Source organism: Tenacibaculum sp. FZY0031, assembly GCF_036350695.1.
Lineage (GTDB): Bacteria > Bacteroidota > Bacteroidia > Flavobacteriales > Flavobacteriaceae > Polaribacter.
On sequence record NZ_JAZDVY010000006.1, the window covers coordinates 256,026 to 269,723 of the forward strand.

Below are 13,698 nucleotides of genomic sequence, written 5' to 3' on the forward strand. Positions count from 1 at the left end.
TAGAAAAAGAAAAAATTACCACTATTTTATGCTTGTTTAAAAGCTTTTAATTTCTCTACTAACTGAGGTACAACTTCAAAAGCGTCACCAACAATACCATAATCAGCAGCCTTAAAGAAAGGAGCTTCAGGATCTGTATTGATAACTACTTTTACTTTAGATGCGTTAATTCCTGCTAAATGTTGAATTGCACCAGAAATACCGATAGCAATGTATAAATTTGAAGCCACAGGCTTACCTGTTTGACCAACGTGTTCGCTATGTGGGCGCCATCCTAAATCAGACACTGGCTTAGAACATGCCGTTGCAGCACCTAAAACATCTGCTAACTCTTCTACCATTCCCCAGTTTTCAGGTCCTTTTAAACCTCTACCTGCAGAAACAACGATATCAGCATCAGCAATGGTAACTTTACCCGTTGCTCTATTCATACTTTCTGACTTTATTCCTAACTCTGGTAATGCAGCATCAAAACTTTCAACAGAGCCACTTACTGTATTTTCATGCGCTCCGTAAGAATTTTTAGCTACGCCAATTACTTTTTTCTCTGTTGAGATTTCAGTATTGTTGAATCCTTTGTTTGAAAATGCTTTTCTCTTAACGACAAAAGGACTTGTGCTACTTGGTAATGCTACCGCATTTGAAGCGTACCCTGCCTCTAAACCTACAGCAACTAACGGTGCTACAGTTAATCCATCAACACTAGAGTCAATAATTACTGTGTTTGCTCCTTTTGCTTCAGCAACTTGTTTAATAATTGAAGCATATCCTTTAGCATTAAATGAAGCTAAGTCATTCTTTACTTCTACTACCTTCTCTGCTCCATAAGTATACAATTCAGAAGCATCCCCTCCATTAATAGTTAATACTATTAAATCGCTTCCTAATTGTTCTGCTACTTTTTTTCCGTATGAAACAACTTCAAAAGCTGTTTTTTTGAATTTTCTTTCCGATGAATCGGCAAAAACTAATACAGACATATTTATTTTATTTTTTTAGTCGTTAGTGGTTGTTTTTCAACTATTAAACACTAACAAATATTTGTATTCTTTACTTTTAAACTCTATTAAAACAATATAGCAAATTAAATTACTTTTGCTTCGTTATGTAATAAATCGATTAAATCATCTACATTATCCACTAACTTAACCGCTCCTTTTGGTGCTGGTTTTTCAAAGTTTTGAGTTGCTGTTGCCGCTGGCGCTCCAATTGGCTCAACCACGTTTAAAGGTTTTTTACGTGCCATCATAATACCTCTCATATTAGGGATACGTAAATCTTTTTCTTCCACAATTCCTTTTTGACCTGCAATTACCATAGGTAATGTTGAAGATACTTTTTCTTCACCTCCGTCAATCTCTCTATTTAAAGTAGCACTTGTTCCGTCAACCTCTACACCAACGCATCCATTAACAAAGTTAAAATCTAACAAAGAAGCTAGCATTCCTGGAACCATTTGCCCGTTGTAATCGGCAGATTCTTTTCCTGCTAACACTAAATCATATCCTCCATTTTTAACAACTTCAGCTAATTCTTTAGCAACCATAAATCCATCTGTTGGTTCAGCGTTTACACGAATTGCATCATCTGCACCAATCGCCAAAGCTTTACGCAAAGTAGGCTCAGTAGAAGCTCCTCCAACATTCACTACAGTTACGCTTGCTCCTTGCTTTTCTTTAAACCACATAGCACGAGTTAAACTAAACTCATCGTATGGATTTATCACATATTGAACTCCGTTAGTATCAAACTTTGTATCGTTATCTGTAAAGTTGATTTTTGAAGTAGTATCAGGTACATGACTGATACAAACTAATATTTTCATATATCGTTGTTTTAAAGAAACTTAATTTTGTGCGACGAAGTTAAGGATTTTTTTTAATTTACTATGCGTGCATAATAAATTTTTTATTCAACATTCGTCAGCCTCAAAATTAAGGTATTATTATTACATAATCATTTGTTGGTTTTAAAGCTACAATATTACTCCTATTTTTATTATTTTTGCACTCTTGATAAACAACTACTTATAAAACGTATGAAAACAGTACAATTTAGAGAAGCCGTTTGCGAAGCAATGAGCGAGGAAATGCGTAGAGACGAAAGCATTTACTTGATAGGAGAAGAAGTTGCTGAGTATAATGGTGCATATAAAGCCAGTAAAGGAATGTTAGACGAGTTTGGTGCCAAACGCGTTATTGATGCTCCTATTGCTGAATTAGGTTTTGGTGGTATTGCTGTAGGGTCAGCAATGAACGGTAACCGCCCTATTGTTGAGTATATGACTTTCAATTTCTCTTTGGTAGGAATTGACCAAATCATCAACAATGCTGCGAAAATCCGTCAAATGAGTGGTGGACAATTTAACTGCCCTATAGTTTTTCGTGGACCGACAGCTTCAGCAGGTCAATTAGCTGCAACACACTCACAGGCTTTTGAAAGTTGGTATGCTAACTGTCCTGGATTAAAAGTTATTGTTCCTTCCAACCCATACGATGCTAAAGGTTTATTAAAGGCAGCTATTCGTGATGACGATCCTGTAATTTTTATGGAGTCTGAGCAAATGTATGGTGATAAAATGGAAATTCCTGAAGGAGAATATATCATTCCTATTGGAGTTGCTGATATTAAAAGAGAAGGTTCTGATGTAACTGTGGTATCTTTTGGTAAAATTATTAAAGAAGCATACAAAGCTGCTGACGAATTAGCTAACGAAGGAATTTCTGTCGAAATTATTGATTTACGTACAGTTCGTCCAATGGATCATAAAACTATTTTAGAGTCTGTAAAAAAGACTAATAGATTAGTAATCTTAGAAGAAGCATGGCCGTTTGGAAGTGTTTCATCAGAAATTACTTTTAGAGTACAAGATGAAGCTTTTGATTACTTAGATGCTCCTATAAAAAGAATTACAACTGCCGATGCTCCTGCACCTTATTCTCCAGTATTATTGGAGGAATGGTTGCCAAACGCCAATGATGTTGTATCAGCTGTAAAAGAGGTAATGTACCGCAAATAATTGAAGAAAAAAGAAATTGAAAATAAATTAAAATCCTTTTGACTCACGTCAAAAGGATTTTGTAGTAAAAAAAATAATGAAACATCTTCTTACCTTATTACTACTACTAACTACCAGTGTTTTAAGTGCACAATTAACTATACAAGGTAAAGTAGTTGATGAGTTTAATACTCCAATGCCTTACGTTAATGTTATCCTAAAAAACACCACATATGGAACCACCACTAACGACAATGGTAAATTTTATTTAAAAACGAATAAATATAGAGGAGTACTTGAAATATCGTTTGTAGGCTTTCAAACACAAACCATAAAAGTTGGTCAAAAAACAAGTTTTTTAAGTGTTGTTTTAAAAGAGGAAAGCAATGAACTAGAAGAAGTTGTTATTGTGACCAAACCGAAAAAGCGCTTAAAGAAAAAGGAAAACCCTGCTTATCGAATTCTAAAAGAAATTTGGAAACGCAAACGAAAAAACGGACTTGATTTAGTTGACCATTATCAATACAAGAAAAATACAGCTATAGAAATAGGTCTAAACAATTTAGACACCCTTTTCTTAAAAAAAATTTTTAAAAAAGAATATCAACAAGCACTCAAAGAAATAAAATATGATAGCGATGGTATAAACTATTACATTCCAATTTACCTAAATGAACAAGTAGCGAATGTATACGGAGATAACAACAACAATAATATTAGAGAAGATATTGAAGCTGAAAAATCTAAAGGCTTGAGCGCTCAAGGTTTTATTTTTGACAGAATGGCGAATACTTTTCAAAATGTTGACGTCTTTAAAAACAACATCAACTTACTTCAAAAACCCTTCGTTAGTCCTTTATCTACTGATGGTTTTTCTACCTATGATTACGTTCTTTATGATAGTATTGTAAACAACAATAAAAAGCTTTACAATATTTTTTTCTTTCCAAGAAGAGATGGTGATTTAGCTTTTCAAGGAAATTTTTGGGTAGCTGACAAAAACTTCTCAATCAAAAAACTAAAAATGAAAGTCCACAAAAGCATCAACCTAAACTTTGTAAGAGGGCTTACTTTTGAAAAAGAGTTTGAAGTTAGAAACGACAGTATTTACATTCCTACTAAAAATGCTTATGAAGGCGACTTTACCTTTATTGATAAAAATGAAAGTAATAAGGGTTTAACAATTAAAAAGAACATTACTTTTAAAAACTACGTTCTTAACAAAGCCTTTCCAAAAAACTTTTACGAACAAACTATTGAAAAGATTAGACCCGATCAATACGAAAAAGAAGAATCGTATTGGGAAGCTGTTCAAACTAACGAAAGCAAAAACACATATAAGTTAATTGAAAGCGTTAAAGAAAAGAAACAAATAAAAAACCTAACAGGACTAATTAACACTGTAGCTAGTGGATACATAAACACAAATCTTGGTGTGCAAATAGGGCCTCTATGGACTGCTTTCGCAAACAACCAAGTAGAAGGGTTTAGAACTAAGATGGGATTCCGAACTTTCATCACTAAAGACGATCGTTTTCGCCTAGGTGGTCATGTTGCCTATGGATTTAAAGACAAACGGGTAAAGTACGGTGCTGAAGCTCGCTATCTTTTATCTTACAAGCCTAGAATTGCTGTTGGAGTGGCATACCAAAACGACATTGAACAATTAGGTAGTACTCTATTAAACACTACTCAGCTTTTAGGAAGAAGCTTTGGTACAGCAGCATTATTTTCAAGAGGAGACAACTATTTTTTATCCAACATTGAAAAAATAGCCACAAATTTTGACTACCAAATTCAGCAGAACTTACATATAGGATTTAATTTTTCTCATTCAAAAATAGCCTCTGCATCTGAAAAAGATTTCTCTATGGACTATATCGATGAAAACGGAAATATTCAATCACAAGTCACAGATGTTGCTTCTGACATTTATGTTTCTTTTACCCCTGGTAGATTTGTATATGGACTAGGTGTAGAAAGACGTTTTGGTAGAAATGTGTTCCCTACTTTTGTGCTAAATTACCGAAAAGGCTATAAAGGCCCTTTTAACGGAACTCACAGTTACGATAAAATTCAATTCAAATATAGCCAACCTATTCTATTAGGTAAATTTGGGACTTTGGATGCAAGTATCGAAGCAGGAAAAACATTTGGTACCGTCCCTGTTGCTTTATTAAGCCCTATTCCTGCCAACCAAACATTTTCATTGGTTAAAGACACTTTTGCTTTACTGAATTACTACGACTTTGTTGCTGATGAATATTTAGCAGGACACTTTGAACATCACTTCAACGGTTACATCCTGAACAGAATTCCACTATTAAAAAAATTAAAATTAAGAAGTTTAGTTTCTTTTAGAGCCGCATACGGAAACATCTCCCCAGAAAACAGAGCTATAAACGATGGGCTAATGAATAGTAGTGGAGCATATAATGTTAACTACAACGCCCCCAATAAACTGTATTATGAATACAGCGTTGGGTTAGAAAATATTGGGTATGGTAACTTACGTTTTTTAAGAATTGATGCTATTTGGAGAAGCAATTACACCCCTCCAGCAGGCTCAGTTGTTGCTCCAACACCTGAGTTCGCGATTCGCATAGGAATTAAACCCGGCTTATAATCATACATTTAACCATAAAATACCTTTATTTTTTCTTTAAAAAATCTAATAAATTACTACTTTTGCAAACCGATTTTAGAAAACGAAGAAAAGTTTAGAATATATGACCGCAAAAGAAAGAAAAACAGTTGATGTTTTAATTGAAATACCAAAAGGAAGTAGAAACAAGTACGAGTACGATTTTGATTTAGGAAAAATTCGTTTTGATAGAATGTTGTTCTCTTCAATGATGTACCCAGGAGACTACGGGTTTATTCCTCAAACTTTAGCGTTAGATGGTGATCCGTTAGACGTATTAGTATTGGGTGCTGAACCAACTTTTCCAATGTGTGTTATGGAAGTAAAGCCAATTGGTGTTTTCCATATGGCAGACGAAAAAGGTCCAGATGAAAAAATCGTTTGTGTACCCGTATCTGACCCTATTTGGAATAGATATAATGACATAGCCGACTTAAACCCGCACCGCCAAAAAGAAATCACTCACTTCTTCCAAGTATATAAAGATTTAGAGAAGAAAAAAGTTGATATTGGAGATTGGGGTAATGCTGATGAAGCATACGAAATTTTAGACAAATGTTTAGAGCGTTATGAAAATAGCGAACACAAAGCAAAAGGAAATTTTACTATTTAATTTGTAGAATTCTTCTCTAAGAAAATACAAAACCTCTCAGTTACAACTGAGAGGTTTTTTTGTTTAGTTATTGATTTTGTTATATTTACGAACACTTATAACTAATCAAATAACAATAACATGAAACAAAACATGATATATGTGCCAATACTATTGGCAATTTTAGGACTGGTTTTTATGTATATAAAAATGGTCTGGGTTAAAAAACAAGACGCAGGAAATGATAAAATGAAATCCATTTCAAAAAGTATTAAAGAAGGAGCTCTTGCTTTTTTAGCTGCCGAATACCGATTGTTATTAATCTTTGTAATTATTGCTTCATTAGCTTTATTCGGAATCTCTCAAGTAGTAGAAACAACCAGCATTATGATTGTTCCTGCATTTATTATAGGAGCAATTTTTTCTGCTCTAGCAGGAAACATAGGAATGCGAATAGCCACCGATGCTAACGCGAGAACAGCAGAGGCTGCAAAAACCAGTTTACCACAAGCTTTAAAAGTATCTTTTGGTGGTGGTACCGTAATGGGACTTGGAGTTGCTGGTTTAGCTGTTTTAGGACTAGGTCTATTCTTTCTAATTTTCGTTGGTCAGTTTATTACAGATGGGGGTAATTTTTACAATGAAATGACAGTTGTATTAGAAGCCTTGGCTGGATTTTCTTTAGGAGCTGAATCTATTGCTTTATTTGCTCGTGTTGGTGGTGGTATTTACACCAAAGCTGCCGATGTAGGTGCCGATTTAGTAGGAAAGGTGGAAGCTGGAATCCCTGAAGACGACCCTCGTAATCCAGCTACCATAGCAGATAACGTAGGTGATAATGTGGGTGATGTTGCAGGAATGGGAGCCGATTTATTTGGTTCGTATGTAGCAACTGTATTGGCAGCCATGGTACTTGGTAACTATGTTATTAGAGATATGTCGATAGATTCTGCATTTACTGATGCCTTTAACGGAATGGGCCCAATTTTACTCCCTTTAGTAATTGCAGGAGTTGGTATTATAGCTTCTATTATTGGAACTTTTTTAGTAGGTATAAAAGACAACACAGCCAAAGAAGCACAAGTACAAAAAGCATTAGACACAGGAAACTGGGTTGCCATTATTTTAACCTTAGCGGCAAGTTTTTTCTTAATAAAATGGATGCTTCCTGAAACCATGCAAATGAAATTCTTCGGCGCAGGTTTTAAAGAAGTTGCTTCCATTAATGTATTTTGGGCAGCCTGTATCGGTTTGGCAGTAGGTGCTCTTATTTCTATGGTAACTTCGTATTACACTAGTTTAGGTAAAAAGCCTGTGTTAGCTATTGTACAAAACAGTGCTACAGGAGCTGGTACTAATATCATTGCTGGTTTAGCGGTAGGTATGAAGTCTACTTTCTTATCTGTTTTATTATTTGCTGCTGCTATTTATGGCTCGTATTACTTTGCCGGTTTTTATGGCGTTGCTTTAGCAGCTTCAGCAATGATGGCAACAACAGCTATGCAGTTAGCTATTGACGCTTTCGGACCTATTGCTGATAATGCAGGTGGAGTTGCTGAAATGAGTGAATTAGAAGATCATGTTCGTGAGCGTACCGACATATTAGATTCTGTTGGAAACACAACTGCTGCGGTTGGTAAAGGATTTGCCATCGCTTCTGCTGCTTTAACAGCCTTAGCATTATTTGCTGCTTATGTAACCTTCACAGGAATTGACGGAATTAACATTTTTAAAGCAGATGTATTAGCAATGTTATTTGTTGGAGGAATGATTCCTGTAATATTTTCAGCATTGGCAATGCAATCAGTGGGAAAAGCAGCTATGGAAATGGTACATGAAGTTCGTCGTCAGTTTAGAGAGATTCCAGGAATTATGGAAGGAACCGGTACTCCTGAATATGCAAAATGTGTAGATATTTCAACCAAAGCAGCCTTAAAAGAAATGATTTTACCAGGGTTAATTACCATTATTACCCCAGTAATTATAGGGTTGGTTTTTGGCCCTGAACCTCTAGGTGGTTATATGGCCGGTGTTTGTGTATCGGGTGTTATGTGGGCTATTTTCCAAAATAATGCTGGTGGCGCTTGGGATAATGCAAAAAAATCGTTTGAAGCTGGTGTTGAAATTAACGGAGAAATGACCTATAAAGGTTCTGATGCGCATAAAGCAGCAGTTACAGGTGATACCGTTGGAGATCCTTTTAAAGACACCTCAGGACCATCAATGAATATTTTAATTAAACTTACATGCTTAGTTGGTTTAGTTATTGCTCCAATATTAGGCGGACATACTTCTTCTGATACACATGAAAAAACAGAAAATAGTAAAGTTTGGATTGACAAGAATGGAGAAAAGCATGAGGTAAAACTTTCTACTAATGCTGAATTTACTACAGAAAACAAACTAGAAAACATCGTTAAAGTAACTATTGAAAAGAATGACGACGGTACTGCTAAAGCTATTATTACTACCACAATTATTAAAAACGATGAAGAAACAACTGAAGAAAAAACGTTTGAAGGCACTTTAGAAGAAGTTGAACAAAAAATTAAAGAATACGAAAACTCAAAAAAAGAATAAACTTTAAAATCGTATAAAACCTACACCCGATAGCAGTATTTCTATCGGGTTTCTTATTTTCTATAAAAACCACCTACACCACACATTACTCAATAATAAAGCTTAAAACACAAACAAAACACCAACCTAAATGTTAAAAAACAATACAGAATTTAAAAAATGTTTGTTTTCTAAAAATATGTTTTTAAATTGGTCTCGCTAGAGAAATTAAAAAAAAGAATTGCTGATTACCGAAATTGCTGATTACCGAAAATTCTACATTATTTCTTAACAAACCTAAAAGTTAATACCGTAAGGGTGCTAAAAATATTTTTGCGCAAGAATGGTCATAAAGCTATGAGTGACTAAAAAGAAATCATGGAAAAGTTAAATTATTAAATGCTATTCAAATGGTTAAAATTATACTACTCATAATAGCATTTATATTAAAAATTATAGTAAAATGAAAACATTAGAATTAAATCAAATGGAATTACTTCATGGTGGAGTTTCTTGTTCTGGCGGATTTGGGTTAGCTGCGGGACTTCTTATTGGAGGTTTTATTACTGCCGCGTCAGGGGGCACTGGAATAGGTGGTGCAATATATATAGCTGGAGCTGCTGCAACATGGATTAATGGAGTTTTTAATAAGGATTGTTAAATAATAAATAAAATTTTCGAAGTATGAAAAGATTAGAATTAAATCAAATGGAAAATATTCATGGAGAAGGATTCTTTGATGGATTATGTGCAGGTTTAACTCTTGCTCGTGGAGGTATTGCAATATATGCAATAGCAGTAGGTTCTGCTGTACCTGGAGCAAATGTTGTTTTAGCAGGTGCGCTTATAGCTTGTGGAACAGCAGCAGCATTAAGAGCTTAAAAATTAAGCTAGGCATTGTTTGATTTTTCTTACAATGCCTTTAAAAATTTTAAATATGAAAATTAAATATTATCGGAGTATTTCTATTGTTTTATTTATAATTATATGTATTCTATCTTATTTCATTGTATCAGAATCAGTCTTTACAATAGAAGTATCAATTCCTTTAATCATAATAGCATTAATTATTTTGGTATATCTTGAGAAGACTATTATTCTTAATAAAAAGGGAGAAAATTAATATTTATGTATAAGAGAAACTACATCATATTAATTATAATTTCAGTAATCTCTATTTTTTGCATAGAGATTACTAACTATACATTAAATATTAATAAACTAGTTTACGAATATTATATTGAAAATTTATCACAAGATTTGCTTAATGAAGCAATCGAGAAAAAAAACAACTGGGAATGGTTATTTCACTTAATAATTCCTTTAATAATCTTATTAAGGTCTGGTTTGGTAGCTTTATGCTTAAACATAGGGTTATTTTTCTACGACACTGAAAACAAGATAAAATTTAAACAATTATTTAGAGCAGCCCTATTAGGAGAGTTTGTATTAGTATTGGTAGGTTTTGTAAAACTACTATATTTTTTATTTATAAAAACAGACTATACCTTACAAGACATTCAGCAGTTTTATCCTCTAAGCTATATTAATTTTTTAGATATTGAAAATTTAGAACCTTGGCTTATATACCCTTTACAAACCATTAACTTATTTGAAATAGCCTACTTTTTTGTACTGGTATATGGAGTACACAAACTGTTAAAAAACAACTATTGGAAAAGTTTTGAAATCACCGCAGCTAGTTATGGTACTGGTTTGGTTATTTGGTTAGGGTTAGTGATGTTTTTAACCTTAAACCTAACCTAGTCTAAGGTTAGTTCAAAAAGTTCATTGAGCGTAGTCGAAATGAAAAAATAGTTAATAAAAATAATATAATGAAGAAAAAACTAAAATTGTTTATAGGAATTGTATTGGTATTAGTTGTTACTTTTTTAGGTTATAAAATAACCACCAAGCTCAACCATAAAAAAGAGGTCGCTGAACGTATTAAAACCATCCCTAATTTTTCTTTTACAACCCTAAACGGAGAAATTTTTACACAAAACAACCTACAAAACAAACCTACGATTTTTGTATACTTTAATACTGAGTGTGACTATTGTCAATCAGAAGCTACAAAAATTCAAAAACGCTTACAAGATTTTAAACACACGCAATTGATATTTGTTTCTTATGAAAAAAAAGAGCAAATCATACAGTTTGCTATAAGCTATAAATTAGATAATCAAAAAAATGTTACTTTCTTAGAAGATACCAAGGCTAAGTTTGCCACTATTTTCGATGTAAACTCTATACCCTATATCGTAGTATATAACAAAAACCAAGAACTACTGCAAAAATTTAAAGGAGCTACCAAAATAGAAGATATTTTAAAAGTCATTCCGTAACAAAAATGGCATGAAAGAAAAAATACATTTTAATGGTATGAAAAGTAAATTTTAGACAAAAGAAATGTTTTGTTGATTTGAATGAAGGAGAAGATACTGTATTGTTATAGTAAATATATCATTACCAAAAAGCAGTATCCCTGTCTAAACGTAGAAATAGTGAACGAAGAAACAGAATTGCGGTGCGGAGCACAACGCATGAAGTTTACTGAGAGAACGATACGGAGTAATTTCCTTGTTTAGACTTGATTTTTTGTTTCGTTTTTTATCAAAAAAAAAATGAAACCGACATAATTGAAAAGTTTAAAAGTTAAATAGTGACTTATTTTTTGTAAAAACTGTGTAAACCCTGTTAGAAAATAAATTTATGAACAAAAAAAACATTCATAAAACCCATGTATTACAACATGACCAATCTGATTGTGGAGTGGCCTGTTTATTATCGTTAATTCAATATTACGGAGGAGCAAACTCCATAGAAAAATTAAGAGAATTAAGCGGTACAACACGCCAAGGAACCACCTTATTAGGTCTATATCAAACTGCCAACCAAATAGGTTTTACAGCACAAGGTAACGAAGCAGACATTCAAGCATTGATAGATCATGATGCCCCATTAATACTACACGTACTTCTAGAAAACAAATTACAACACTACGTGGTTTGTTATGGGTTTAAAAACAACCAGTTCATCATAGGCGACCCAGGAAAAGGAATTTCAACCCTTACTAAAGAAGAACTAGAAAAAATATGGATTTCTAAAACCTGCTTAACCCTAAGCCCTAACGAAAAATTTATAAAAGCGGAAGAAACAAAAAAGTCAAAAAAACAATGGTTTTTTCAACTATTACAAGAAGATAAGCAATTACTCACCACAAGTATCGTACTAGGAGTAGGAATTGCCGTATTAGGAATGGCAATGTCTGTATTTTCTCAAAAACTAATCGATGATATTTTACCATCACAAAACACCAAAAAATTAATATCGGGCATTGGGCTTCTAACCTTTTTGTTACTAGTAAGAGTTGGCTTTACCTCCTTAAGAGAATTGTTATTAATAAGACAATCAAAAGACTTCAACAACCGAATAATTGACTCTTTTTACACCTCTTTACTCCATTTACCAAAACCTTTTTTTGACACCCGTAAAATAGGAGAATTAGTAGCGAGATTAAACGATACAAACAGAGTGCAAAAAGTAATCAAGTTCATAGCCAGCAATGTAGTTATTGATGCTTTAGTTGTATTAGTATCGTTTGGTTTTTTATTTTTCTACTCATGGAAAGTAGGTATTATCGCTTTGGTTAGTTTGCCTATTTACTTTTTCATAATATACCGATTCAATCATAAAATTATCAAATCGCAAAAAGAAGTCATGCAAAGTTATGCCCTAAACGAAAGCAATTACATCAGCTCAATGCAAGGCATAGCCACTATAAAAAACTACAACAGGCAATCATTCTTTCAAAAGATAAATCAATTAGTATTTGGTAACCTGCAAAATAAAATTGTTGATTTAGGCAAAATAAATGTACGTTTAGCACTACTCTCAGGTATTGCAGGAGTCTTGTTTTTAATGGCTATTTTATCATATACCTCATACCAAGTATATCAAAAGCAAATGCTATTAGGAGAACTAATGGCAATATTAGGTATTGCAGGCTCGCTATTACCATCAATAACCAACTTAGCACTAATTACCATACCTATAAACGAAGCAAAAATAGCCTTTAACCGTATGTTTGAGTTTACATCGATAGAAAAAGAGAAACAAGGAACAATAGAACTCACAAATTTTGAACACCTACAAATAAACGACCTATCTTTTCGTTTTGCAGGCAGAAGTCAACTACTAAAAAAAGTAAACCTTACCATAAAAAAAGGAGAACTCTCAGCAATTGTTGGAGAAAGCGGAAGCGGTAAAAGTACCTTAGGACAAATACTACAGAAATTCTACGATTTTGAAAACGGGACAATCATTATCAACAAAAAAGACACTCTTAACGATATTGAGTTAACTAGCTGGAGAAACTTAGTAGGAGTTGTACCACAAGAAATCACCATTTTTAACGGCAATGTATTAGACAATATTTTATTAGGAAGAGAAGACACCCCAGAAAACATTGTGAAATTTTGTCAAGAACACGGTTTTGAAGAATTCATTAAAGAGTTTCCGCAAGGATATGCTACCATACTAGGAGAAGAAGGAGTGAATTTATCAGGAGGACAAAAACAAATCATAGCCCTAGCACGTGTTTTATATAAAAAACCACAACTACTAATTTTAGACGAGGCCACTGCTGCTATGGACAGAAAAACTGAAAAATTCAGTATCCAATTAATTACTAAATTAAAAGAGCAAATGGGCGTACTATTTATTTCCCACCGTTTAGAAACCCTAAAAAAATATGCCGATACGATATATGTATTAGAAAAAGGAGAAACCACTATAAAAGGAAACCATGAACAATTATTAGAAACCTCAAATTTTTACAGTAACCACTGGAAAGAACTAGGAATCAACTAGTTGAATTTACAACAAAAAGAATAAACTTTA

Annotated in this window: 11 protein-coding genes; 9 read left to right on the forward strand and 2 right to left on the reverse strand. The window is 33.4% G+C overall.

Annotation, left to right across the window (positions count from 1 at the left end):
- Positions 1-26: 26 nt before the first annotated feature.
- Together V1T75_RS10640 and V1T75_RS10645 are read right to left on the reverse strand one after the other, a co-directional pair.
- Positions 27-980, reverse strand: a complete 954-nt coding sequence (locus V1T75_RS10640) for an electron transfer flavoprotein subunit alpha/FixB family protein (protein ID WP_330488522.1) — start codon at positions 978-980, stop codon at positions 27-29.
- A 104-nt stretch (positions 981-1,084) separates the two neighbouring features.
- On the reverse strand, positions 1,085-1,825 hold the full coding sequence (locus V1T75_RS10645; protein WP_330488523.1) for an electron transfer flavoprotein subunit beta/FixA family protein: 741 nt from the start codon (positions 1,823-1,825) through the stop codon (positions 1,085-1,087).
- 213 nt (positions 1,826-2,038) lie between these two features.
- Here V1T75_RS10645 and V1T75_RS10650 point away from each other — a divergent pair, with 213 nt between their 5' ends.
- The 9 genes from V1T75_RS10650 (at position 2,039) to V1T75_RS10690 (ending at position 13,668) form a co-directional block, all read left to right on the forward strand.
- Positions 2,039-3,019 carry a pyruvate dehydrogenase complex E1 component subunit beta gene (locus V1T75_RS10650; protein ID WP_330488524.1) on the forward strand — a complete coding sequence of 327 codons (981 nt, stop codon included), beginning with the start codon at positions 2,039-2,041 and terminating at the stop codon, positions 3,017-3,019.
- Between the two features lie 76 nt (positions 3,020-3,095).
- Positions 3,096-5,624, forward strand: coding sequence for a DUF5686 family protein (locus V1T75_RS10655; RefSeq protein ID WP_330488525.1), 2,529 nt, complete (start codon positions 3,096-3,098; stop codon positions 5,622-5,624).
- Positions 5,625-5,727: 103 nt separating this feature from the next.
- A complete protein-coding gene (locus tag V1T75_RS10660; RefSeq protein WP_330488526.1) occupies positions 5,728-6,255 on the forward strand; it encodes an inorganic diphosphatase in 528 nt (175 codons plus the stop codon).
- A 120-nt stretch (positions 6,256-6,375) separates the two neighbouring features.
- Positions 6,376-8,814: a sodium-translocating pyrophosphatase gene (locus V1T75_RS10665; RefSeq protein WP_330488527.1), complete on the forward strand. Its 2,439-nt coding sequence runs from the start codon at positions 6,376-6,378 to the stop codon at positions 8,812-8,814.
- A gap of 442 nt (positions 8,815-9,256) precedes the next feature.
- Positions 9,257-9,454, forward strand: a complete 198-nt coding sequence (locus V1T75_RS10670) for a hypothetical protein (RefSeq protein WP_330488528.1) — start codon at positions 9,257-9,259, stop codon at positions 9,452-9,454.
- Positions 9,455-9,477: 23 nt separating this feature from the next.
- Complete coding sequence (locus tag V1T75_RS10675) at positions 9,478-9,675, forward strand: hypothetical protein (RefSeq protein ID WP_330488529.1); 198 nt, start codon at positions 9,478-9,480, stop codon at positions 9,673-9,675.
- A gap of 246 nt (positions 9,676-9,921) precedes the next feature.
- Entirely contained in the window at positions 9,922-10,560 is a 639-nt protein-coding gene (locus V1T75_RS10680) for a hypothetical protein (protein ID WP_330488530.1), read from the forward strand.
- 68 nt (positions 10,561-10,628) lie between these two features.
- Positions 10,629-11,141: a TlpA family protein disulfide reductase gene (locus V1T75_RS10685; protein WP_330488531.1), complete on the forward strand. Its 513-nt coding sequence runs from the start codon at positions 10,629-10,631 to the stop codon at positions 11,139-11,141.
- A gap of 367 nt (positions 11,142-11,508) precedes the next feature.
- Positions 11,509-13,668 carry a peptidase domain-containing ABC transporter gene (locus V1T75_RS10690; protein WP_330488532.1) on the forward strand — a complete coding sequence of 720 codons (2,160 nt, stop codon included), beginning with the start codon at positions 11,509-11,511 and terminating at the stop codon, positions 13,666-13,668.
- Positions 13,669-13,698: the final 30 nt, after the last annotated feature.

Excerpts from the sequence above, each read along its gene's own strand:
- V1T75_RS10640 (WP_330488522.1), bottom strand. The coding sequence starts at position 980 with ATGTCTGTATTAGTTTTTGCCGATTCATCGGAAAGAAAATTCAAAAAA.
- V1T75_RS10665 (WP_330488527.1), top strand. The coding sequence starts at position 6,376 with ATGAAACAAAACATGATATATGTGCCAATACTATTGGCAATTTTAGGA.
- V1T75_RS10655 (WP_330488525.1), top strand. The coding sequence starts at position 3,096 with ATGAAACATCTTCTTACCTTATTACTACTACTAACTACCAGTGTTTTA.
- V1T75_RS10680 (WP_330488530.1), top strand. The coding sequence starts at position 9,922 with ATGTATAAGAGAAACTACATCATATTAATTATAATTTCAGTAATCTCT.
- V1T75_RS10670 (WP_330488528.1), top strand. The coding sequence starts at position 9,257 with ATGAAAACATTAGAATTAAATCAAATGGAATTACTTCATGGTGGAGTT.
- V1T75_RS10660 (WP_330488526.1), top strand. The coding sequence starts at position 5,728 with ATGACCGCAAAAGAAAGAAAAACAGTTGATGTTTTAATTGAAATACCA.
- V1T75_RS10685 (WP_330488531.1), top strand. The coding sequence starts at position 10,629 with ATGAAGAAAAAACTAAAATTGTTTATAGGAATTGTATTGGTATTAGTT.
- V1T75_RS10690 (WP_330488532.1), top strand. The coding sequence starts at position 11,509 with ATGAACAAAAAAAACATTCATAAAACCCATGTATTACAACATGACCAA.
- V1T75_RS10650 (WP_330488524.1), top strand. The coding sequence starts at position 2,039 with ATGAAAACAGTACAATTTAGAGAAGCCGTTTGCGAAGCAATGAGCGAG.
- V1T75_RS10645 (WP_330488523.1), bottom strand. The coding sequence starts at position 1,825 with ATGAAAATATTAGTTTGTATCAGTCATGTACCTGATACTACTTCAAAA.
- V1T75_RS10675 (WP_330488529.1), top strand. The coding sequence starts at position 9,478 with ATGAAAAGATTAGAATTAAATCAAATGGAAAATATTCATGGAGAAGGA.